Source organism: Pseudomonas extremorientalis (genome assembly GCF_024584605.1).
GTDB classification, from domain to species: Bacteria; Pseudomonadota; Gammaproteobacteria; order Pseudomonadales; family Pseudomonadaceae; genus Aquipseudomonas; species Aquipseudomonas extremorientalis.
Genome location: NZ_CP089519.1, coordinates 124,172 through 146,309 on the forward strand (window position 1 = coordinate 124,172; position 22,138 = coordinate 146,309).

Annotated in this window: 17 protein-coding genes and 1 rRNA gene; 11 read left to right on the top strand and 7 right to left on the bottom strand. The window is 60.9% G+C overall.

The window, feature by feature from the left end:
* The first annotated feature begins 20 nt into the window (after nt 1-20).
* Both rrf and LUU92_RS00610 read left to right on the top strand, forming a co-directional pair.
* A 5S ribosomal RNA gene (gene rrf / locus LUU92_RS00605) occupies nt 21-136 on the top strand.
* A 283-nt stretch (nt 137-419) separates the two neighbouring features.
* Nucleotides 420-2,300: a methyl-accepting chemotaxis protein gene (locus LUU92_RS00610; protein ID WP_071489588.1), complete on the top strand. Its 1,881-nt coding sequence runs from the start codon at nt 420-422 to the stop codon at nt 2,298-2,300.
* A 44-nt stretch (nt 2,301-2,344) separates the two neighbouring features.
* Here the strand turns inward: LUU92_RS00610 and LUU92_RS00615 are convergent, their stop codons facing one another.
* The 5 genes from LUU92_RS00615 to LUU92_RS00635 form a co-directional block, all read right to left on the bottom strand.
* A complete protein-coding gene (locus LUU92_RS00615; RefSeq protein WP_257102992.1) occupies nt 2,345-2,803 on the bottom strand; it encodes an SRPBCC family protein in 459 nt (152 codons plus the stop codon).
* An 18-nt stretch (nt 2,804-2,821) separates the two neighbouring features.
* A complete protein-coding gene (locus LUU92_RS00620) occupies nt 2,822-6,199 on the bottom strand; it encodes an amino acid adenylation domain-containing protein (protein WP_257102993.1) in 3,378 nt (1,125 codons plus the stop codon).
* Nucleotides 6,196-7,143 carry a diiron oxygenase gene (locus LUU92_RS00625; RefSeq protein WP_222540733.1) on the bottom strand — a complete coding sequence of 316 codons (948 nt, stop codon included), beginning with the start codon at nt 7,141-7,143 and terminating at the stop codon, nt 6,196-6,198. Before LUU92_RS00625 ends, LUU92_RS00620 begins: the two co-directional genes overlap by 4 nt.
* The gene (locus LUU92_RS00630) at nt 7,140-7,898 is read right to left on the bottom strand and encodes a DUF3050 domain-containing protein (protein WP_222540734.1); all 759 of its coding nucleotides are present in this window, start codon (nt 7,896-7,898) and stop codon (nt 7,140-7,142) included. The genes LUU92_RS00625 and LUU92_RS00630 overlap by 4 nt, the downstream gene beginning before the upstream one ends.
* Nucleotides 7,899-8,210: 312 nt before the next feature.
* Nucleotides 8,211-8,921, bottom strand: a complete 711-nt coding sequence (locus tag LUU92_RS00635; protein ID WP_071489593.1) for a GntR family transcriptional regulator — start codon at nt 8,919-8,921, stop codon at nt 8,211-8,213.
* A gap of 365 nt (nt 8,922-9,286) precedes the next feature.
* On the opposite strand from LUU92_RS00635, the gene LUU92_RS00640 reads away from it, so the two are divergent.
* The 7 genes from LUU92_RS00640 to LUU92_RS00670 all read left to right on the top strand — a co-directional run bounded on the left by LUU92_RS00640 (nt 9,287) and on the right by LUU92_RS00670 (nt 17,149).
* Entirely contained in the window at nt 9,287-10,180 is an 894-nt protein-coding gene (locus LUU92_RS00640; RefSeq protein ID WP_071489594.1) for a TauD/TfdA dioxygenase family protein, read from the top strand.
* 25 nt (nt 10,181-10,205) lie between these two features.
* A complete protein-coding gene (locus LUU92_RS00645; protein WP_071489595.1) occupies nt 10,206-11,057 on the top strand; it encodes an ABC transporter ATP-binding protein in 852 nt (283 codons plus the stop codon).
* A gap of 12 nt (nt 11,058-11,069) precedes the next feature.
* Entirely contained in the window at nt 11,070-11,918 is an 849-nt protein-coding gene (locus tag LUU92_RS00650; RefSeq protein WP_257102994.1) for an ABC transporter permease, read from the top strand.
* Between the two features lie 51 nt (nt 11,919-11,969).
* The gene (locus tag LUU92_RS00655; protein WP_071489597.1) at nt 11,970-12,890 is read left to right on the top strand and encodes a LysR family transcriptional regulator; all 921 of its coding nucleotides are present in this window, start codon (nt 11,970-11,972) and stop codon (nt 12,888-12,890) included.
* A gap of 102 nt (nt 12,891-12,992) precedes the next feature.
* A complete protein-coding gene (locus LUU92_RS00660) occupies nt 12,993-14,528 on the top strand; it encodes an MFS transporter (protein ID WP_257102995.1) in 1,536 nt (511 codons plus the stop codon).
* 15 nt (nt 14,529-14,543) lie between these two features.
* The gene (locus LUU92_RS00665; RefSeq protein ID WP_257102996.1) at nt 14,544-15,602 is read left to right on the top strand and encodes an HlyD family secretion protein; all 1,059 of its coding nucleotides are present in this window, start codon (nt 14,544-14,546) and stop codon (nt 15,600-15,602) included.
* The gene (locus LUU92_RS00670) at nt 15,599-17,149 is read left to right on the top strand and encodes an efflux transporter outer membrane subunit (protein ID WP_257102997.1); all 1,551 of its coding nucleotides are present in this window, start codon (nt 15,599-15,601) and stop codon (nt 17,147-17,149) included. Before LUU92_RS00665 ends, LUU92_RS00670 begins: the two co-directional genes overlap by 4 nt.
* Here the strand turns inward: LUU92_RS00670 and LUU92_RS00675 are convergent.
* Both LUU92_RS00675 and LUU92_RS00680 read right to left on the bottom strand, forming a co-directional pair.
* Nucleotides 17,049-17,753, bottom strand: coding sequence for a DUF3142 domain-containing protein (locus LUU92_RS00675; RefSeq protein WP_257102998.1), 705 nt, complete (start codon nt 17,751-17,753; stop codon nt 17,049-17,051). The two genes, LUU92_RS00670 and LUU92_RS00675, sit on opposite strands and share 101 nt — an antisense overlap.
* On the bottom strand, nt 17,750-19,918 hold the full coding sequence (locus LUU92_RS00680; RefSeq protein ID WP_257102999.1) for a PA5441 family protein: 2,169 nt from the start codon (nt 19,916-19,918) through the stop codon (nt 17,750-17,752). Before LUU92_RS00680 ends, LUU92_RS00675 begins: the two co-directional genes overlap by 4 nt.
* Nucleotides 19,919-20,086: 168 nt before the next feature.
* On the opposite strand from LUU92_RS00680, the gene LUU92_RS00685 reads away from it, so the two are divergent.
* Complete coding sequence (locus LUU92_RS00685; protein WP_222540737.1) at nt 20,087-21,691, top strand: glycosyltransferase family 39 protein; 1,605 nt, start codon at nt 20,087-20,089, stop codon at nt 21,689-21,691.
* Between the two features lie 33 nt (nt 21,692-21,724).
* Nucleotides 21,725-21,979, top strand: coding sequence for a DUF2789 domain-containing protein (locus LUU92_RS00690; RefSeq protein WP_058425812.1), 255 nt, complete (start codon nt 21,725-21,727; stop codon nt 21,977-21,979).
* Nucleotides 21,980-22,138: the final 159 nt, after the last annotated feature.

Sequence of the window (22,138 nt, forward strand, 5' to 3'; positions counted from 1 at the left end):
CGGTCCGGTACACAGAATTTCTTGACGACCATAGAGCATTGGAACCACCTGATCCCATCCCGAACTCAGCAGTGAAACGATGCATCGCCGATGGTAGTGTGGGGTTTCCCCATGTGAGAGTAGGTCATCGTCAAGATTGAATTCCAAAACCCCTGTCTGCTAGCGCAGACAGGGGTTTTGTCGTTTGGGGCTATAAGTCGGCACAATTTGTAGTTTCCTCACATATGCCTACCGCTGGTCAGTTTCCTGCTTAAAAATCAGAAACGTCTCACAATTTTCTAAGCTTTACCGCGGCTTGGCCGAAAGCCTGACGAGCCATGCGTGCACCGAAATAGAGCGGCCCGAGAAGCTGCCTATACCGTTACATGGAATGTTCCGCTCGGCACGCTCACCCCCCTTTGGCAAAAGAAGTCGATGAAATGAATCTCAAGTTCAGTCATAAAATTCTGCTGGCCGCGTCAGGCGTCGTGGTTCTGGCCTTCGCGTTATTCACCCTCTACAACGACTACCTGCAGCGCAGCACGATCAAGCAGAACCTGGAGTCGTCCATCCAGCAATCCGGTGAACTCACTGCCAGCAGTGTGCAGAACTGGCTTAGTGGCCGAATATTGGTGCTCGAAAGCCTTACGCAAAACGTTGCTCACCAAGGCAGTGGTGCCGACCTTCCTGGCCTGGTTGATCAGCCGGCGTTCACTGATAACTTCCAGTTCACCTATGTTGGCCAAACCAACGGCGTGTTTACCCAACGTCCTGACGCAAAAATGCCCGACGGCTACGATCCCCGTCAGCGCCCTTGGTACAAACAAGCAGTCGCTGCAGATAAACCCATGCTTACGCCACCCTATATGGCAGCGGTGGGTGGGCAGATCGTGACCATTGCCATGCCGGTAAAAAAGAACGGCGAGTTGCTCGGTGTGGTCGGCGGTGACCTGAGTCTGCAGACCCTGGTGAAGATCATCAACTCGGTGGATTTTGGCGGCATTGGTCATGCGTTCCTGGTCAGTGGTGACGGGCAAGTCATCGTCAGTCCCGATCAGGACCAGGTGATGAAAAACCTCAAGGACATCTACCCCGGCACCCAAGTGCGGATTGAGAAGGTCAGTCAGGACGTCGTTCTCAATGGCCAGGACCGAATCTTGTCATTCACCCCTATCAGCGGCTTGCCAGGCGCGGATTGGTATATCGGCCTATCGATTGATAAAGATAAAGCCTACGCACCGCTGGGCAAATTCCGGACATCTGCGTTGATTGCCATGTTGATCGCCGTGGTTGCGATTGCCGTGCTCCTGAGCTTGCTGATTCAAGTCTTGCTGCGACCCCTGACCACTATGGGCGTGGCGATGCAGGATATCGCCCAGGGCGAGGGTGACCTGACCCGTCGTCTGGCGGTCACCAGCAAGGACGAATTTGGCGAAGTCGGCAGTGCGTTCAATCAGTTCGTAGAGCGCATCCATGCTTCGATTTCGGAAGTGTCCTCGGCTACCCGCCAGGTGCATGACTTGTCCCAGCGTGTGATGGCCTCGTCCAATGCCTCAATCGTCGGTTCCGACGAGCAAAGCGCGCGCACTAACAGCGTCGCCGCAGCGATCAATGAACTGGGTGCCGCCACCCAGGAAATCGCGCGCAACGCCGCCGATGCGTCACAACACGCCAGTGGTGCCAGCGAGCAGGCCGACGATGGCCGCAAAGTGGTCGAGCAGACCATCCTTGCCATGTCTGAGTTGTCGCAAAAGATCAGCTTGTCCTGCACCCAGATCGAGACCCTGAACGCCAGCACCGACAACATCGGTCACATCCTTGATGTGATCAAAGGCATCTCCCAGCAAACCAATTTGCTGGCGCTTAACGCTGCCATCGAGGCCGCCCGTGCAGGTGAGGCCGGGCGAGGCTTTGCAGTGGTCGCCGACGAGGTGCGTAACCTGGCTCACCGCACCCAGGAGTCGGCCGAGGAGATCCACAAAATGATCACTTCGCTGCAAGTAGGCTCGCGCGAAGCGGTCACCACCATGAACGCCAGCCAGGCCTCCAGCGAAGAAAGCGTAGAAGTCGCGAACCAGGCTGGTGAGCGCCTGGTAAGTGTGACGCAGCGGATCGTTGAGATCGACGGCATGAACCAGTCCGTCGCCGCAGCTACTGAAGAACAGACGGCCGTGGTGGAGACCCTCAATGTGGACATCAATCAGATCAACTTGCTGAACCAGCAGGGCGTGGCGAATCTCAATGAAACCCTGAAGGATTGCGATGCCCTTTCGCAGCAGGCCAATCGTTTGAAGCAATTGGTCGATAGCTTCAAGATATGACCCGCTGATTCAACGGCGGGGGCGCATCGAGTCGCTCCTGCCGTTTAGCTGAGCATTCGACGGACATTGTCCAGGGCGCTGCTGGCAAAGCCTTGCACAAACTGTTCGAACCCCTCGTTCGCCTCCTCTGTGGGCTCTGCAATAATTGTCCACATCACCTCGGCGCGCTCCGCTTCAATTGCTTCCACTTGGATCGCCGCCCATAGTCTGGCCACACCCAGGGTGTTGTAGATCGTGGTCCAGGTCATGTGCATAGCCTGCTCGTCCCGGCTATTGAGTTGCTCCACTACACAATTGCCATCGCGGAAGAATTTTGTCCGCAAGGCGCCCACGCCTGAGCCCCTCATTTCGATATGGCTCAAGTCCGGAATGAACATATCGAAGCCGGCAAATTGCCCCACCATGTCCCACAGGCGAGAGGCGGAGCAGTTGACCACAACGGACGCCACTATCGGCAGGCCACTCGGGTTGCGGATTAACGTATCGGGTTGCAGCAGTTTCATGAGGTTGTCCTGGGGTATTCAAAGAAAGCCGATGGCCTTGAGGTAATTGCAGCCTTTGCTCAACAGTGCCGTGTCCTTTGCGGGGTAGTGTTCACCCATCTGCTGGACACCTAGTCGCGCGTTGTCGTAACGAATCATTGAAGTGTCCCCGATGTCTTCGTCGAGACGGTCGAGGTAAAAACCGAGCACGCCAAACAGTGCGTTGTCCTGGCTTACCGTTCGCAGCGCCTGCTGCCATTGCGCGATGCCCACTCGCTTGAAGCGATGGCCCGCCCGACTGAACGCATCCAGGTAGTGCGCCCAGCTCAACGGTTGTGGGTTATGCAGGTTGAACACACTCCGGCTGGCGTGAAAGCGGGTGCAGTGGAATGCAATGAAGCGAGCCAGAAAGTCCACCGGCATCAGGTCGAAGTTCAGCGCCAGCCGGGGCAGCAGGCCCAGTTGCAGTGACCCCTTGAGCATCAGCATCAGGCGATTTTTTTGCGGCTGGCATGCACCGTTTCGGCTGTTGAAGCTGATATTGCCGGGACGATGGATATTCACCCAGGCACCGCGCGCCACCGCATGCCCCAACTGCCGCTCCGCAACCCATTTGGACAGGTTGTAGCCATTCTTGATGTACAGCGGCAGCGTGGTAGAGGCGGGTGCTTCGAGGACATAGCCCTGCGAGTCGACACTGCTTGAGGCCGACAGTGTCGAGACAAAGTTGAAGACTTTCTTGCGGTGGGTTTCACACAAGCGCAGGCATTCGCGTATGGGGTCAACGTTGTCCCGCGTCAGTGACGCATAGTCCATCACGTGATTGACCCGCGCCGCGTTATGGACCAGCACGCCGAAGTCTCTGGCAAGAGACTCATGCACAGCGTCAGCCAGGCCCAATCGAGGTTGGCTGATATCGGCCGCATATACCTTCACTCGGCTCAGGTCCACATGCTCCAGGCGGTATTCATGTAACGCCTGGATGAGTCGTGACATTGGCGACCGCCCCGGTTCCTCACGTACCAGGCACGCCACCTCGGTTGCACCAGCGGCCAGTAATGCTTCGACGATATGGACACCCACAAAACTGTTGGCTCCGGTCACGATCACTTTGTGCGGATCACCTGCACGGTCCTCGGGCAATGTGTCGAGCACCCACTCCGATTGAGCATCACGAGCGGCCCGGCCGGATCCTGCATCAGGTCGTTCACCGTTCTCCACCAGCGTTGCGAGCGTACGAATCGTCGGCACTTCAATAAAGTGACTCAACACAAAGCTACGGCCGAATTGCTCGCGAACACGCAGCAGCAAGGTCGATAGCAAAATCGAATGCCCGCCGAGATCGAAGAAGCTCTGGTCAATAGACAGATTACCTGCGGGCACTGCCAGCAGCTCGCTCCACAAGCAGGACAACCGAACGTGAAGCGGATTTTTCGCGGCACTGCCGTCCGCTTGCAACGCAGGCCGAATCGGCAGTGCCAGCAATGCCGGCCGGTCGACTTTCCCATTGACGGAGCACGGCAGGTGGGGCAACACCTCCCAGAAACCCGGCTGCATGTAGTCTGGCAGCCATTGCCGTGCATGGTGCTTCAGGGCGGCCACGCTCGCGTCTGGTTCAGGCTGGGCGATGTAGCTGCGGATCCTGCTGTCCCGGTCGATTACTACCGCCACCTGGCGATACAGCCGACTATTGCGCAGGCATTGTTCAATCTCCTGCGGCTCGACCCGAAACCCGCGGATTTTCACTTGGTCATCACGCCGTCCACCCAGCACGATCCCGTCGGCGGTCCATCGTGCCAGGTCGCCACTGCGGTAGGCCCGCAGTGGCTGACCTCCTGGTACTGCCAGTTCCACGAAAGGACTGGCAGACGGTTGCGACGTGCCCACATACCCCAGGCTGACTCCGGGGCCGACGATGTACACCTCACCCATCACCTCTTCATCCACCGGTTGCAGAGTGTCATCGAGGATCAGCACCTGGCTGTTGGCGATGGGGTAGCCGAGGTTGCGGTTGCAGTCACCGGGGTGCAGTGTCCGATGGGTGGCCAGCACCGTGGTCTCCGTGGGCCCGTACAGGTTGTGAAACCGGCACTGCCCTGCCAGGCGTTCGATGACATGGGGTTCGCACACATCGCCGCCGGTCAGCAGGTGCGTCAGGCCCAATGGTTGATCAAGCGGCAGAATGCTCAACAGCGCAGGCGGCAAAAAGGCATGGGTGACGCGTTGCTGGTGGAGCAGATCCAACAGTTGCTCAGGGGCGTGGCGTTGTTCGGCGCTGGGGACGATCAACTCGGCACCCGCTATCAGAGCGGGGAAAATATCGATCAGCGATGAGTCGAAGCTCAATGGTGAGAACTGCAAGACACGGCTCTGGTCATCCAGGTTCATACAGGACCTGAACCAGGCCGTGAAATGCGCCAGGTTTGCCTGGCTGAGCAGCACGCCCTTGGGTTGGCCTGTGGTGCCAGACGTAAAGAGCGTCATGCAGGGCGCATCGGGGTGGGGGCGAGCTGGCATCAACGCAAGCGTGAGGTCGACATGCCTGAGGTCGAGACGGGTGACATCCAGTGCAGTGAAGTGCGCTCGCAAAGGATGTTGACCGGCGTCCAGCAACACATGCGCCCCTGCGGTCTCGAGCATCACTTGATGGCGTTGTGGCGGATGGTCCGGGCCCAGCGGTAGATACACCGCTCCACAGCCGAGCACCGCAAGGATACTGGCGTACAACTCGATGGATTTTTCCAGGCACACGCCAACCACGGGGGGCGCCTGCGTATTGCCCAGCATGGGGTGTAACTGCTGCTGGATCGTGAGGGCCTGGACGTGCAACTCGCGGTAAGTCACTACGCTACCGGCGATCCTCAGCGCCGGTCGATCAGCGGACCTATGGAGGCTGGCCTGCACGCGTTCAATCACGGGCACTTGAGCTTCGCGCAGTACAGCGAGGTCTTCGGTGCGGTTGAATCGATGGACAAACGCCAGCGCGTCAAGCGCATCCAAACCCTGCTCTGGCCAGTCATTGGCAACCGCACTCACGGAGAAATATCCAGGGTCCCGTGACAAACGACTGACGTGCAGCGCGACCCATTCCACCAATGCGTGGCTCACTTGGTGGCGTAAGCGTTGCCCGTTGCCCGTTGGTTCGTCGGCGATGTCCAGGACTCCCGACAAGCTCCGGCTAGCCCCATAGGCGCGCAACTGCAGCGCGGGCAGTCCGCAGTCGGATACCGGGCCAACGCCCAGGCGCAGGCTCAACGCCGGGGTTGGGTCTGCCGGGTCCCGCAGCGGCTGACGTCCGTCGTCTATCCACAGGTCGACGCCTTCATCGCTCGAGGCATGCCCATACTGTTCCAGCTCCCGTCTGATGGCGTCCAAGGCGCTGCTGGCACCGGAAAATCCGATTGTCAGGCGCCTCATATCGCGCCCCCAGGCATCGGCAAATAGTCTTTCAACGCGTGCACCACACTCGGTGTCTGCAGCAAACCGCTGTGTTGCAGGAAGCCAAGGATATTGCTCAACAGCGGGTGCCGGCGGGTGATGGGGAAGGTGAGCGCGGCGATTTCATTGCGCAACGCGTTGCGCAGGCTGGCGTCGATGTCGAGGTGTTCGATCAAGTGAAGGTCAAAGTCTTTTTGCAGATCGTTCGTAAGGTACTGAGCCAGGAACGTCGGCAGTACCTTGGCAATACTGTCGCGATCGTCCGCGTTCGCGGCTTGCCAATACATGCGTACGAGTCGCGTCCAGAAGTGCGCGTGGCGGCCTTCATCAAACAGGTGGTCGGCCATCAAGCCACGGATGGAGGCTTTGACACTGCTGTCCTTGGAGAATGCTGCTACATCATGGGTCACCGTGTTTTCGGCGATGGCCACGGCAATCAGTTCTACTGCATCGTGCAGATGGGCTGGCGCCTGGGCTTGTGCTGTCGGCAGTGCGCGGGTCAATTCGATTTGCCTGGGTAGCTCCAACGGCTGTATGCCGGTCAGGGCCACGGTTTGCTGCAGGAAATCCAGTGCGACCAGTGCGTGGTAGTCCTCGTCCACGACGACCGTCATTGCATCAACGCGGCAGGCCAGCGGGAAGGGGATCGAGAAGCGGTTCTTGGCAATGCTGCGCGCAGTCTTGTCGACGATCTCTGTCTCGAATATCACCACGTCGTTGATGAACTTGTAGAAGCTCTGCACCAGCACGAAATCGCGCCATTGCGGGCAGTGTTCAAGAAAAGTCGCACTGAGCACCAACGGTTGGCGGCACAGTGGGTAGATCAGCTTGTCATCGTTTTCCAGCAAACGGCGAGGGCGTGTACGGATGGTTGCGCGGCGCTCCCAGTCGTCGGCGATGGATGGGTAGTCGCCGGTGTTCATGGGCGCACCTCTTGCAACGAGCCCTGAACCTCATCCCAGAACGCGATGCGGTTTTCCATGGCGGTAAGGGCTGCGTCATGGGCCTGTTGCGCGTGCGCCGGGTCTGCGCTGGCGAGCCGTTCGAGCAACTGCTCGGCGGCCGGCCCATGCTCCTGGGCGTCCATCTCAATGTGACGCTTGAGGTAGGCGCACAAGGTAGGCGCCTGGTGGTGGAGGCGTTGATCGGATTGCAGGATGCGCTCGAACATGATCGGGATGACATGCTCGCGTCCGTACAGGAATGTTGCAGCCACACAATGGGTGGGAGCGCTCAGCGCGAGGTTCAAGGTGTCGCTGACAAAGCGCGCCACGCCAGGAAGAACCTCGACTTCCTGTAAGGCAGCATGTGCTTCCAGGCCTTGGCGTTGCAGCGTAATAAAGCGGTTGATAGACGTGGTGCTGGCGCCCACTTCGGCCATGGCCTCCAGATAGAGTTCGAAGTGGCTGCAATAGCCTTGCGCGGGATGTTCGTCCGACTCCTCGCCCAATACGATCTCATTGATCAGACGTGCGGCCAGCGGGTCTGTCGGTGGCAGCCAGGGCAGGCGTGTACAGGTCAGATCCTGTTGCAGGCGTTTGGCGAGGGTCATGAAGTCCCAGACTGCAAATACATGGCTCTCCATGAAAAGTTGTAACTTCCGTAAGGAAGTTATTTCTGAAAATAACGAATGGCTGCATAACTGCAGTTTTGCTGTTTCAAGTAACGGTTGATGCATGGTTGATGCCTATAAGTTGTCGCGTCTGCTGTGTAAACAGCGATGAGTTCTTTATGTTGGCAGGGGGCAGTCGTTGTTAAACGGCTGCTGGCGTGCAGGGTCGCTAAATATGACGAGTGCCGGGGTTGTTAATAAATATAATAAGCGGGTTAAACAAGTTGGCGAACATACAAATATGTTAGAAGTTTTTCTAAATAATATTTATGTAAGTTGGCGTCTTGGTTGTAAGTGGGAAGTTTCTTCGGGCGAGGCGCTCACCGTCAGTCAGGATGCCCCGCCACAGGGAAGGTCGGGGCAAGAGGGCCGTGTGCCTTACTGCGTATCTTTCTTGCCTTGGGCATCCAGACCATTGAGGTACGCTGTGATCACTTCCATGCCTCGCATCAAGTGATTGCGCAGCGTCAGGATGCTTTCCTGGGTTTTCTTCCGCGCCACCAGGTTCAGCAGTTCGCGGTGGTCTTCCTGGGACGTCTCGCCCAGCCCCATGGCCTCAAGGTTATAACGCAGGAAACGCTCCTCTTCGTTCAACCCATGCTCCACCAATTTGAGTAGCCGCTGGTTCGGTGCTTTGCCATAGAGGGCCATGTGAAACAGTCGATTGAGGCGGCCCATTTCGGCATAGTCTTTTTCCTGCTCCAGAGCACAAATAATGGCGTCCGCCTCGGCAATATCGGCCTCGGTGAGCAAAGGAATCGACAAGCGCAGCGCCTCAGACTCCAGGAGCATCCGCAGTTCATAGGTCTCGGCCGAGTTGTCCTCGATCAAGGGGGCAACCACGGCGCCTTTGTGCGTTACCACATGCAGCAGTGATTGGGCTTCCAGCTGGCGCAAGGCTTCCCTCACCGGCATGCGGCTGACTCCGAACAGGCTCGCCAGTTCCTGTTGACGCATAGCGGTACCGCAGGGCAATCGACCATCCAGGATGGCGTTGCGCAAGGTTTCTTCAATCACGGAACGAGCAAGATGCGCGGGAATAGGACCGCTTATCTTGATGCTGTTCAAAGGGTTCGGCTTCTGCGTCACGGTTACGCTATCCTCCTTTTTCTAATTGGGTGGCTAATTGGATCCAATGCACACTAGAGACTGCCCATGAGCTTGTCAAACGGGCACGGTTTCGGCTTGTAAGCGGTTCAACACCATGCTCTCAGCGCCCACACCCGGCATTTATGGCGTCTTACGCAACCAGGTTCATTGAGCCTGTTCCAGCAGCCACCAATGGCAAGACCGCCGGCGATGTACTCAACACTTTGCCGTTGCAATTTATTTCCCAGGTGCCAGAGGGATGAGTTCTCACGGTACTTTCCTGCATATGGATATTCATTAACGGTATTTAAATTGAAGTTCTTATATCTATAAAGTCGCTCTCCTGACTGACCGGGAGTGACCTCATGTCCGCCACCTCTACTGTTCCAACAGCGACCGCCACCGCCCAAACCTTCGAGATTCTTCCTTTTTCCGGCAGTGTCGGCGCCGAGATCATCGGCCTGGACCTGTCGCGTCCGGTCAACGATCAGGATTTCACCCGCATCCATCGAGCGCACCTGGACCACCACGTCGTGGTGTTTCGCGACCAACGCATCACCCCCGAACAACAGATCGCCTTCAGTCGCCGCTTCGGCGTGCTGCAGATCCACGTGCTCAAACAGTTCCTGCTGGCCAACCACCCGGAAATCCTGATCGTCTCCAACATCATCGAAAACGGCCAATCCATCGGCCTGGGAGATGCGGGCAAATTCTGGCATTCGGACCTGTCTTACAAAGAGCTGCCGAGCCTGGGCTCGATGCTGCACGCCCAGGAACTGCCGTCTGAAGGTGGCGATACCCTGTTCGCCGACATGCACAAAGCCTGGGACCAGTTACCCGAGCACCTGCGTAAAGCCGTCGAGGGCCGCAGCGCCGCGCATTCCTACACCGCGCGTTACAGCGAAACCAAATTCGAAGGTAACTGGCGCCCCACGCTGACCCCAGAGCAGCTCGCCCAGGTCGCGGAAGTCGTGCACCCCATCGTGCGCACCCACCCGGAAAACGGCCGCAAGGCGCTGTTCGTCAGTGAAGGGTTCACTACCCGCATCGTCGGCCTGCCGGAAGACGAAAGCCGTGACCTGCTGGCCCAGCTCTACGCCCATAGCGTGTTGCCACACAACATCTATCGCCACCAATGGCAGCCCCACGACCTGGTGTTCTGGGACAACCGCTCGCTGATCCACCTGGCCGCCGGCTGCCCAAGCCACCTGCGCCGCAAGCTGTTTCGCACCACCATCCAGGGCGATGCGCCTTTCTGATCCCCTTTGCGCCAAGTGAGATGAAATGAACATGCCCCTGCAAGGCCACGCGGCCAGCACTCTGAACACGGCGCAGCCGCTGCTGGCGGTGGATAACGTCAGCCTGGAATATCGCACGCCCGAGCGGGTGGTGCGGGCCACCCACCAAGTGAGTTTCGAGATCGACCCGGCCGACCGCTACGTGCTGCTCGGCCCGTCAGGCTGTGGCAAATCCACCTTGCTCAAGTCCATCGCCGGGTTTATCAAACCCTGCGAAGGCGAGATCCGCCTGTTGGGGCAAAAGGTCGAGCAACCCGGCCCGGATCGCATCGTGGTGTTCCAGGAGTTCGACCAGTTGCCGCCGTGGAAAACCGTCAAGCAGAACGTGATGTTCCCGCTGTTGGCCTCGAAGACCTTGAAGCGCGCCGAAGCTGAAGAGCGCGCGCTGCACTACCTCGACAAAGTCGGCCTCAGCGCCTTTGCCGATGCCTATCCACATACCCTTTCCGGCGGCATGAAAGCCCGCGTCGCCATCGCTCGCGCCCTGGCCATGCAGCCGAAAATCCTGCTGATGGACGAGCCCTTCGCCGCCCTCGACGCCCTGACCCGACGCAAAATGCAGGAAGAGTTGCTGCTGCTCTGGGAAGAGGTGCGCTTTACCCTGCTGTTCGTCACCCACTCCATCGAAGAAGCGCTGGTGGTGGGCAATCGCATCCTGTTGCTGTCGCCTCATCCCGGGCGCGTACGTGCGGAAGTCCACAGCCATCAATACGACCTGCACAGCCTTGGGGGCGTGGCGTTCCAGGCATCGGCGCGGCGCATTCATCGCCTGCTGTTCGATGAAGCACCCGAGGCCGAACGTGAGTTGGGTTTCGCCGATATCCGCATCGCTTACTGAAGGGTCAACCCAATGCGCGAGGAATTTGAAATCACCCTGGAACCGCTGCTCAGCGTCCCTGTGGAACGCGAGTTGCCCCTGCGACAGCGCCTGTGGCAACAAGGCTGGCTGCGCAAGGGCCTGATCCTGATTGTGCTCGCCATCCTTTGGGAAGCCGTTGCACGCTACCAGGACAACGACCTGCTGTTGCCGAGTTTCTTGCAGACTTTTCATGCGCTTTACGACGGCCTGCTCAGTGGTGAATTGCTCAGCAAAGTCAGCATCTCGCTGGCTGTGCTGATCAAAGGCTACCTGATCGGCATCGTGCTGGCGTTCGCCCTGACCACCCTGGCGGTGTCGACCCAACTGGGACGCGACTTGCTGAGTACCCTGACCTCGATGTTCAACCCGTTGCCGGCGATTGCGTTGCTGCCGCTGGCGCTGCTGTGGTTCGGCCTGGGGCAGAACAGCTTGATTTTTGTGCTGGTGCATTCCGTGTTGTGGGCGCTGGCACTCAATACTTACTCGGGGTTCCTCAGCGTGTCCGAAACCCTGCGCATGGCCGGTCGCAACTATGGCCTCAAGGGCATGCGTTTTGTGCTGTTCATCCTGATCCCGGCGGCGCTGCCGTCGATCCTCGCGGGCCTGAAGATCGGTTGGGCATTTGCCTGGCGCACCCTGATCGCCGCCGAGCTGGTATTCGGTGCCACCAGCGGCAAGGGTGGCCTGGGGTGGTACATCTTCCAGAACCGCAACGAGCTGTACACCGACAAGGTGTTCGCCGGGCTGGCGGTGGTGATCCTGATCGGACTGTTGGTGGAGAACCTGGTGTTCGACACATTCGAGCGCTTGACCGTGAAACGCTGGGGCATGCAACGTTGAATACGCTACGATTGCGTCAAATTCACGCGCCACCGATCACGAGTGCCTGGCATGCAACTACCGGACATGAACCTGCTGGTCGCCCTCGACGCCCTGCTCGACGAGGGCAGCGTGGTCGGCGCCGCGCGCCGCATGAACCTCAGCCCGGCGGCCATGAGCCGCACGCTCACGCGTATCCGCGAAGCCGTGGGCGACCCGATCCTGGTGCGCGCCGGTCGTGGCCTGGTGCCCACGCCCAAGGCCCTGCAGTTGCAAGGCCAGGTGCGCAATGTGGTGGAGCAGGCGGCGCTGCTGTTCCGTTCGGCGGACCAGGTGGACCTGAGTACCTTGCGTCGCCGCTTCAGCGTGCGTGCCAATGACTTTTTCATCGGTGTGTATGGCGGGCGCCTGTTCGACACCATGGAGCGCATGGCCCCCCTGTGCGAACTGTGCTTCGTGCCCGAAGGCGACACCGACGACGAGGCGCTGCGCGAAGGTCGCCTGGATCTGCGGGTGAGCAACACCATGCCCGCCAGCCCTGAAGTGAAGGTGCAGAACCTGTTCTCCACTACCTTCGTCGGCCTGGCGCGGGAGGACCATCCGTTGTTCGATGAGGAAATCACCGCTGCACGTTTCGCCAGCTATTCCCATATCAGCATCTCGCGGCGCGGTATTGCGCGGGGGCCGATCGATACCGCACTGAACGCCCAGGGCCTGGAACGTCGCGTGGCGATGATCGCTCCGGGCTTTCACGGTGCAATGTTCATGCTGCCCGATTCCGATTTGCTGTTGCCGGTGCCCAAGGAAGCGCTGCTGAGCGCCACGCGCCTGAAACTGCCACTGCGCGCCTTCGCCTTGCCGATCTCGTTGCCGACCCTGGTATTGGCCCAGTCCTGGCACCCGCGCTTCGACAAGGACCCCGCCCACAAATGGCTGCGTGAAACCATGCGCGAGAGCTGTCACGCCACGTGGCTCGAAGCCCAGCCCGCCTGACAATTGCGTTTGGCGCACTTATATCCTGCCAACAAGTAACTTTTTGTCATGTGTGTGCCTGATTAAACTGCTCGGGTATTGATCATTCCGAGTTACCTGTTCATGACTTCCCTCGCTGCCCCCACCCTTGCGGCCGCAGCCAGACCCACTGCCATGACCCCGCCCGTATTCGGCCCGCGCATCATCATCGGCCTGGTCGGGGTGTTGCTGGCGGTGCTGGTCTCCGGTCTCAACGAGATGGTCACCAAAGTGGCTCTCGCGGATATCCGTGGCGCGCTGTACATCGGGTTTGACGAAGGCACCTGGCTCGTCGCGGCCTACACCGCCACTTCCGTGGCGGCCATGGCCTTTGCGCCTTGGTGTTCGGTAACGTTTTCCCTGCGTCGCTTCACCTTGTATGCCATCGGGTTGTTCACGGTGCTCGGCGTCCTCTGCCCGTTCGCGCCGAACTACGAAAGCCTGCTGGTTTTGCGTACCGTGCAAGGCCTGGCCGGCGGCGCGTTGCCGCCGATGCTGATGACCGTGGCCCTGCGTTTCCTGCCGGCCAACGTCAAGCTGTACGGCCTGGCCGGCTACGCACTCACCGCTACCTTCGGCCCAAGCCTCGGCACACCGCTGGCGGCCCTGTGGACCGAGTACGTCGGCTGGCAGTGGGCGTTCTGGCAAATCGTCGCGCCGTGCCTGCTGGCCATGGCCGCCGTGGCCTATGGTCTGCCGCAAGACCCGCTGCGTCTGGAGCGCTTCAAGCAGTTCAACTGGCGCGGCCTGCTGCTGGGCTTCCCGGCGATTTGCATGCTGGTGATCGGCATTCTGCAAGGCAACCGCCTGGATTGGTTCGAGTCGGGCCTGATCACCTTCCTGCTGTGTGGCGGGGGGGTGTTGCTGGTGCTGTTCATGCTGAACGAATGGTCGCAGCCCATTCCCTTCTTCAAGCTGCAAATGCTCGGCCTGCGCAACCTGGCGTTCGCCCTGATTGTGCTGGCCGGCGTGCTGATGGTGCTGACCTCGGTAATCATCATCCCATCGAGTTTTCTCGCCCAGGTGCAGGGTTACCGTCCACTGCAAACCGCGCCGGTGATGTTGCTGATGGCGATCCCGCAGTTGGTCGCGCTGCCGCTGGTGGCGGCGTTGTGCAACTTGCGCTGGGTCGATTGCCGCTGGGTGCTGGGGATCGGCCTGGGCATGCTGGTGCTGTGCTGCGTGGGCAGTGCGCATCTGACGTCAGCGTGGATTCGCGACGACTTCTACGGCTTGTACCTGCTGCAAATCTTCGGGCAACCGATGGCCGTGCTGCCGCTGCTGATGCTCTCCACCGGCAGTATCCAGCCCATGGACGGGCCGTTTGCTTCGGCCTGGTTCAACACCATCAAGGGCCTGGCCGCCGTGATCGCCACCGGCGTGCTCGATACCTTGACCACCCAGCGCCTGCACTTCCACTCGACCATGTTGGTCGATCGTCTGGGCAATTCGCCCCTGGCCGACGGCGATGCGCCGGGCCTGGCGCACCGCCTGCATGAGCAGGCCGTGGTGCTGACTTCTTCGGATTTGTACTACGTCATGGCCGCGGTCGCGGTGGCGTTGATCCTGCTGATTTTCTGGATGCCCACGCGGATTTTTCCGCCGCGCGCACCGACTTGATTGAAAGGACTGTTCATGAAACGCAAAGATAGAATCGCCGTCGCCGTCATCGCCATAGTTGCCGTGGGTGTGTTGATGTACCTGGTCGCGCCGGGCGTGTTGGGCAGCAAGCGCCAGACCACCAACGACGCCTTCGTCGCCGCTGACTTCACCCTGGTGGCGCCGCGTGTGGCCGGCTTCATCAAGGAGGTGCTGGTGGAAGACAACCAGCGCGTCAAGGCCGGCCAACTGCTGGCGCTGATCGACGACCGCGACTTCCGCGCCGCTGCCCAGGCTGCCGATGCCGACGCCTTGGTCGCCCAGGCCCAACTGAAAAACGCCACCGCGACCCTGGAGCGCCAAAGCTCGGTGATCGCCCAGGCCCAGGCCACCGTTGCAGCGGATCGCGCCGAAATGGCCTTTGCCGAACACGAACTGAACCGCTACAACCACCTCGCCGGTGTCGGTGCCGGCACCGTGCAGAACGCCCAGCAAGCCAAGACCCGCATCGACCAGGCCACCGCACGCCTGGCCAACGCTACGGCGGTGCTGGCGGCCGAGCGCAAGCAAGTGGAAATCCTCACCGCCCAGCGCGATGCCGCCGAAGGGGGGCTCAAGCGTGCCCAGGCCGCGCTGGAACTGGCCAGTTATCAACTGTCGTATACGCGCATCGTCGCGCCGGTGGATGGCATGGTCGGCGAGCGGGCGGTGCGGGTGGGCGCCTATGTCACACCGGGCAGCAAGATCCTTGCGGTCGTGCCGCTGGAGGAGGCTTACGTGGTGGCCAACTTCCAGGAAACCCAGCTTTCCCACATGCACGCCGGTCAAGCGGTGCAGGTGCGTGTCGACAGCCTGGACGGCGAGTTGCTCAACGGTCATCTTGAAAGCCTCGCGCCTGCAACCGGGGTGACCTTCGCCTCGGTCAAGCCCGATAACGCCACCGGCAACTTCACCAAAGTGGTACAGCGCATCCCGGTGAAGATCGTCCTCGAACCCAACCAGGCCCACATCGAACGCCTGCGTGTCGGCATGTCGGTGGAAGCCAGCGTCGACACCCGCCCGGTCGCGCAGCAGCGTGAGGTGGCCCAGCAATGAAGCGAGTTGCCTGGCTCACCTTGAGCCTCATCAGCCTGAGCGCCTGCACGGTCGGCCCGGATTTCCACACGCCGCAGGGCCCGCAAGTGACGCAATGGAGCGAGCCACAGGGGCGCCAGGCAGCCAGCCGCGCCGTCAGTGATCCTTTGCAGGAACGCTGGTGGGATGTGTTCCACGACGAGCAGCTTTCGGCCCTTACACGCCGTGCGCTCACCGATAACCTTGACCTGAAACTGGCCAGCAGCCGTCTGCAACAAAGCCGGGCGGTACGCCAGGTGACGACCGCCGAGCGCTACCCCCAGGTTGATGCGACGGGGGCTTACCAGCGCAAACGCAACAGTGGCCAAGGCCTGAGCGACCCGTCCGGCGAGAACGGCCGTGCGGCGTTCAACCAGTGGGACGCGGGCTTCTCCGCCTCCTGGGAGCTGGATTTCTGGGGCCGGGTAAAACGCGAAACCGAAGCCGCCGACGCCACCCTGCAAGTCGCCGAAGACGACCGCCGCGCCGTGCTGCTGTCGGTACTCGCCGAGACCGCCCAGGACTACATCCAACTGCGCGGCGTGCAGAACACCCGCGCCGTCACCGAACAGAACCTCGACGTCGCCCGTCACAGCCTCAAGCTGTCGCAATTGCGCCTGGCCGACGGCGTGGCCACCGACCTGGATGTCGCCGAAGCCGCCGCCCAGGTCGCCGCCATCGAGGCGCGCCTGCCGGATCTGCAACAGCGCCAGGACCAACTGATCAACGCCCTCAGCCTGTTGATGGGGGCGCCGCCGCAAGCGCTGCACGCGCAACTGTCCAAGGACGCTGCCGTGCCGCAAACCCAGCGCCAGGTCGCGATCGGCCTGCCTTCGGAACTGGCCGAACGCCGCCCGGACATCCGCCAGGCCGAGGCCCGCCTGCACGCCGCCACCGCCAGCATCGGCGTGGCCAAGGGCGACTTCTACCCGCGCATTACCTTGTCCGGCAGCCTCGGCTCCCAGGCCATGCAACTCTCGGACTTCGGTTCCTGGAGCTCCCGTGCCTTTGCCTTCGGCCCGCAGTTCAGCCTGCCGCTGTTCAACGGCGGGCGCCTGCAAGGCATGTTGAACCTGCGCGAAGCCCAGCAACAGGAAGCGGCGCTCGCCTACCAGCAAACCGTGCTGCGCGCCTGGCATGAGATCGACGACCAGTTGACCCGCTACAACGCCAGCCAATTGCGCCGCGACAGCCTGGCCGAAGCCGTGCGCCAGAACCGGATTGCCCTGCGCACGGCGCAGCAGCAGTACGTGGAAGGCGTGGTGGATTTCGTCAACGTCCTCACCGTGCAAAGCGCACTGTTGGCCACACAGGAGCAGTGGGTCGAAAGCTCGACCGGCGTCTCTCTGGCGATGGTTGGCTTGTATAAAGCGTTGGGCGGAGGATGGGAATCGGTGTATCCGTTGCGAACGGTGGGTGCGGCTCAGGTTAGGGATTCTGCAAAAACACCACGTACCCCCGAAACCACTCGCTCCCCTGCAAATACCCCGGCGCTTCCCACTCTCCACCCTGAATCAACCCGATCTTGAACGGCAGCCCCAGCCGATTCATGCGTGGCAAGTACGCCGCGTAATCCGGGATGCTATGGCGCCCCTGGTACGTCTGCACCACCACCTCATCCACTACACCTTTGAGTTGGGCGATGGCGGCCGGGTCGGCGTTGCTGCTCCAGTCCATCAGGCCGGTGATGCTCAGGCGCAGGTCGGCTGGCAACCGCTGGCGCAGGTCGCGCAGGAACCCGGCATATTCGTGCAGGTATTGGGTGCGCGCATCGAAGTCGATCTGGATACCGACCACCGGGTTGCCCGCGTCGCGCCAGCGTTGCACCTGACCGAGCAGTTGGCTGTAGACCGGCTCGGGCCAGCGCAGGGTGTGAGCGCGGTAGACGATCCAGATGTCGCCCTGGGTCAGGCGCGGCACGCTGATGCCCTGGGCGATCATCCGCACGCCGAGCTGAGGGGCGCGGCGAGTCGAGTTGATCTGGCCCTGGAGGATATACAGGGTCTTGGCCTGCTTGAGTACCGGCTGTGGGGTGACGCCACTCCACAGCCAGAAAGCGTCATAGTCGCGGGCGTTGACAGCGCCGAAGGCCGGGCTTGCCAGCAACAGCAAGCCGAGCCACAGGTGCTTCACCAGTAGTACTGCAGGGACTTGCCCCACTGGGTGTCGGCGAAGCCGGTTTTCAACTGGCGGAACCACGCCTTGCGCACGGCCGGCTCCACCTCGACGCCGCCGCAGCTGTTGTAGCCCGATGGCCCGTAGCAGTTGATGGCGCGGAACAATGCATAGGCTTTGTCGTTCTTCGGCGCCTTGGCGTTGCCGATCACTTGCTTGTAGCCGTCCAGGCGCGAGAAGGTTTCACCCTTGAAGTCCGACGCGGTGCTGCCCAGGCTGCCGGCGGCGCGTGCCTGTTCCAGCGGCATGCCGTCCAGGCCGTTGCGCAGGATGAACTCGCCCAGGCAGTTGAGGCCCTGTGGGTTTTTGGCATCGGCCTGCAAGGTTGCGGCGATCTGCGCGATGCTCGGGCAGGCGTAGCCGGACTCGGCTTTGTCACCGTTCCACTGGAACAGTTTCAAGGTCTGGCTGGCGCTGTAGACGTAGCCCAGGCTGGTGCCCAGCTTGTCTTCCGGGGCGCTGGCCGGCAGTTGCTTGAGGTCCTCGGCGAAGGTGGCGAACTGGCCGCGCAACAGGTCTTTGTAGAGCAGCACGAATTGTGCGGTCTGGCGTTCCAGCGGGTCGCTGGCCTGGGCGATCTGCTGGCGCAGCAACTCAGGGCCGGCGACGTTGCGCAGCAGGATGTAACGCACCTGCTTGGCGCTGATCGGCGAGTCGGCGGCGAACACCTTGGCCAACTGGCCGCTGCGTTCGTAGTTCATCGCCAGGGCCAGTTCCACCTGATCGCGTTGCAGCGGCAATTTCGCCAGGGGCAGCAGTTGCAGCCAGAGCGCTTCGGCGCCTTTCCAGTCCTTTTTCTCTTCCAGGGCGAGTGCGCGCAGGGTCTGTTGGCTGAAGGCGAAGTAATTCAGGTTCGACGGCACGCTTTGCGGCAACAGCTTCAGGGCGGCGTCCGGTTGATGCTCGCTGTACAGCGCGTTGACCGCCAGCAGGTAGTCATACAAGTCCGGCGCACTGGCGAACGCGGCTTTTTGTTTTTCCAGATCGGCGCGGGAGAGGGCGGGCTGGTTGCCGCCGCGCATCACCATCAAGTCACTGACAAACTGGATCATCGGTGTGGAGACAGTCTCGCTGTTGACCATCAGCAGCTTGAGGTCGGCTTCCTCCACCAGCTCATCCACCGACACATTGCGCTGTGTGTCAGTGGCCTGGGTCATGGCCCAGGCGTAGGCCTCGGCAAGCTTGCTGTTGTTATCCCCCAGCCAATAAACCCGGCGCAGCAGGCCTCGGGCGGAGGCCACGTAAACGCCTTGTGGATAAGTCTTCAGATAGCCGAGAAAACCTTGTTCGGCGTCGTTCAAGGCCGACTTGTCCACACGCGCGAGTTGCGGCATGCCGTATTCGTCGAAGGCCTCGGCCTGGGCCAGGTTCAAGGACGTGCGTGCCGTCATGTACAGCGCGGTTTCCTTCAGCCAAGGCAGAGGGCTGGAGCTGGCGGCGGCAAACCCCCGTTCGGCATCGCCGAAACGGCCGCTGTAGAAGTCGGCAGCGGCTTGCAGGTAAGTGCGCAACAGTTGGCCATCGGCGGACTGGATCTGCTGGGCGTCGACTACCTGGCCTTCCCAGGAGCAGGTCGTCAGCAACTGCAAGCGCGCCTTCACCAGCAACTCGCGTTCGGCCGCCGGCATGTCGGCCTTGGTCACCTGGCTGATGAACGCGGTGGCGCTGTCATCGTCGTTGCTGCGGCAGCGGCTGCCTTCGCCACTCAGAAACTCTTCCCCGGCGGTTTTGTACTCGTCACGCTTGATGCCCAGGGGCTGGAGCAGCGCGTCCAGTTCGGCAGTGCGCGAGTCGTCGGGCTTGTTATCCGGTTCTTCGTTGGTGCTCGGAATCGGCGCCAGGCGGTAGACCGGGAAGGGCACCGCGCCAAAGCCCTGGGACAGATCGTCTTCGCTCAAGGCATTGGGTGCCAGGGGCGCCGCGTTTTTATCGGCCAGCAGCAGGCGCAGGTTGACGCGACTGTCGTTGCCGGGGCTGAGGAAAGGCAGGTTGCTGCACGAATCGAGGCTGTCACGCGAAACCCGCCAGTCGGGGTAGCACGAGTCGTCGGAACTGGCCTGAGCCTGTAGGGAAATACCGGCGAGCAATGCCAGTGCCAGGGGTGACAGAAAACCGATGCGCATGACGTGTCCTTGATCCTGAGTCCTTGGAGGGGCGCAATAATAGCCTGTTCCTGCGGTTGCTTCGGAGAAGCCCTGCACAAATTGCTGATTTGTCCGATTCCAGCGGCGGATCCTGGGCTTTTGTCCTAGAGTGGCGGTGTTTGCGCTTGGGCAATCAGGGGAATTGAGGTGCGTCGGTCTGTGGTAGAGCAAAACGAAAAGGTCGGGACGTTACCGGCACTCAATCGCCTCACGTGGGAAGGTGCCGGCTGGATCAGCGGTCTCTGGTGGTTGCCGATCCTGGCGCTGGCCATGGCCCTGCGGTTTTACCACCTGACGGCGTCGGCGATCTGGGGTGACGAGGGTTCGAGCCTGCTGCTCAGCGAATACGCCGTGGGCGACCTGTGGTTCCACGCCGCACACGACGTGCACCCACCGCTGTATTTTTTCCTGCTGCGCGGCTGGATCGAGCTGTTCGGCGACAGCATCTGGTCGATTCGCGGCATGAGCGCCATTCCCGGTGTGGTCGCCGTGGGCCTGGGCGTCTGGCTGACCCGGCAACTCTCCACCCGCCGGGCGGCGGTGCTGGCGGGGATCCTGCTGGCGCTATTGCCGACGGCGGTACGCTACAGCCAGGAAGTGCGCATGTATTCGCTGCTCGGCGTGTGGCTGCTGGGCGCCACGCTGGCGTTGGTGTACTGGGTGCGCCAGCCCGAGCGCACGCGTTATCTGGCGGCGTATGTCGTGTTGATGAGTGCCGGTTTCTACACCCACTACTTCACCGCGCTCTGTGTGCTGGTGCACTGGGCTTACCTGGGTGTGTTGTGTGGCACGGCGCCGCGAGGCCAGCGCCTGATCACGCGTCCGGCCTGGTGGGCGGCCAACGCTGCGATTGTGCTGTTGTACCTGCCGTGGCTGCCGAACCTGTTGGACCTGGTGCAGCATGTCGAACAGCTCAAGGTGGGGGGCGACATCGGTTGGGAGGATCCCGTCAGCCTGTTCTCCCTGCCGTCGATGATCTGGCAGTTCGTGCTGCAGGATGAAGGCGTCGGCTTCTGGGCGCCGCTGTTCTGGCTGTTTCCGCTGCTGCTGGTGGCGGTGGTTGTCATTACCGCCTGGCGCGATCGCGAACGTCACCGACCGGCCAGCCTGTTGTTGCTTTTTTTCCTGTTGCCACTGCTGCTGGTCTACGGCGTGTCGTTTATTTCCCCGGTGTTTATCGAACGTTACCTGACGGTGTACGCCCTGGGCTTGCCGATCCTGCTGGCGATGGCCATTGATCGTCTGCCGTCGCGGTTTGCACTGCTGGGAGCGGCATTGTTTGTGCTATTCGTCGGCGTCGAGCTGGTGGGATTGAAGAACAATTTCACCGTGGATGAGCACGACCAGTTCAATGTGCCGGTGGAGTTCGTCAACCGCAATTACCAGGAAGACGACCGCATCGTCCTCAGCGACATGTTGTGGTACCTGAGCTATGTGTATTACGACCAGACCGATGCCCAATTGCAGCTCTACACCCCACCTAAGCCGGATGGCACCTCAACCCGGCCGAATGCCTATGGTTTCGGCACCCTGGTGGACCAGGACGGCGGACGCATCTACCTCGACCGCCTGTCGGCACTGCCCGCCGAAACCCGCCGTGTGTGGCTGATCAGCAGCAATGAAGCGCCGGACGAATTCGCCCCGCTGCCCGAAGGCTGGCGCGAACTCAGTCGCCAGGATGGCGGAGGCGCCAGGGCGCGCTTGTTCGTGTTGTGCAACGTCCCGTCGGCGCAACCCGAGGGCTGCCGCTAGACTGGGTAAATGCTTTTCTATCAGGAGCCCGTCATGCAATCGCCCGTACATAGCTTGCCATCACTGTTCAAACAGCTCGGGCTGCCCGATGACCCGGTGAGTATCGAGAAATTCGTGGCGGTGCATTCACCGCTCAAGCCGGAGCTGAACCTGGCGGATGCGTTTTTCTGGACGGACAGCCAGAAGGCGTTTTTGCGCGAGGAGATTCTGGAAGATGCGGATTGGGCAGAAGTGGTGGATGAGTTGAATCTGATGTTGCGGGGTGGGCGAGGGGTGCAAAAAACTTAGCAGAAAGGGCAAAAGTTGAAAAAATCTGGTGAAGGTTAAAAAAATCTGAGGTTTTTCCGCGTTAGTGAACTTTTTCTGACGCACGGGCCATGGGGTTGATGGCGGGAATTCAGCACCGGCCCCCAGGACCCGCTTTACTTACCGCTACCGCCCACCACC

Bases quoted from the DNA above. Each gene is read 5' to 3' on its own strand.
- LUU92_RS00620 (WP_257102993.1), bottom strand. From the start codon at position 6,199: ATGAGGCGCCTGACAATCGGATTTTCCGGTGCCAGCAGCGCCTTGGAC.
- LUU92_RS00610 (WP_071489588.1), top strand. From the start codon at position 420: ATGAATCTCAAGTTCAGTCATAAAATTCTGCTGGCCGCGTCAGGCGTC.
- LUU92_RS00665 (WP_257102996.1), top strand. From the start codon at position 14,544: ATGAAACGCAAAGATAGAATCGCCGTCGCCGTCATCGCCATAGTTGCC.
- LUU92_RS00615 (WP_257102992.1), bottom strand. From the start codon at position 2,803: ATGAAACTGCTGCAACCCGATACGTTAATCCGCAACCCGAGTGGCCTG.
- LUU92_RS00680 (WP_257102999.1), bottom strand. From the start codon at position 19,918: ATGCGCATCGGTTTTCTGTCACCCCTGGCACTGGCATTGCTCGCCGGT.
- LUU92_RS00645 (WP_071489595.1), top strand. From the start codon at position 10,206: ATGAACATGCCCCTGCAAGGCCACGCGGCCAGCACTCTGAACACGGCG.
- LUU92_RS00650 (WP_257102994.1), top strand. From the start codon at position 11,070: ATGCGCGAGGAATTTGAAATCACCCTGGAACCGCTGCTCAGCGTCCCT.
- LUU92_RS00625 (WP_222540733.1), bottom strand. From the start codon at position 7,143: ATGAACACCGGCGACTACCCATCCATCGCCGACGACTGGGAGCGCCGC.
- LUU92_RS00690 (WP_058425812.1), top strand. From the start codon at position 21,725: ATGCAATCGCCCGTACATAGCTTGCCATCACTGTTCAAACAGCTCGGG.
- LUU92_RS00660 (WP_257102995.1), top strand. From the start codon at position 12,993: ATGACTTCCCTCGCTGCCCCCACCCTTGCGGCCGCAGCCAGACCCACT.
- LUU92_RS00630 (WP_222540734.1), bottom strand. From the start codon at position 7,898: ATGCATCAACCGTTACTTGAAACAGCAAAACTGCAGTTATGCAGCCAT.
- LUU92_RS00670 (WP_257102997.1), top strand. From the start codon at position 15,599: ATGAAGCGAGTTGCCTGGCTCACCTTGAGCCTCATCAGCCTGAGCGCC.
- LUU92_RS00640 (WP_071489594.1), top strand. From the start codon at position 9,287: ATGTCCGCCACCTCTACTGTTCCAACAGCGACCGCCACCGCCCAAACC.
- LUU92_RS00655 (WP_071489597.1), top strand. From the start codon at position 11,970: ATGCAACTACCGGACATGAACCTGCTGGTCGCCCTCGACGCCCTGCTC.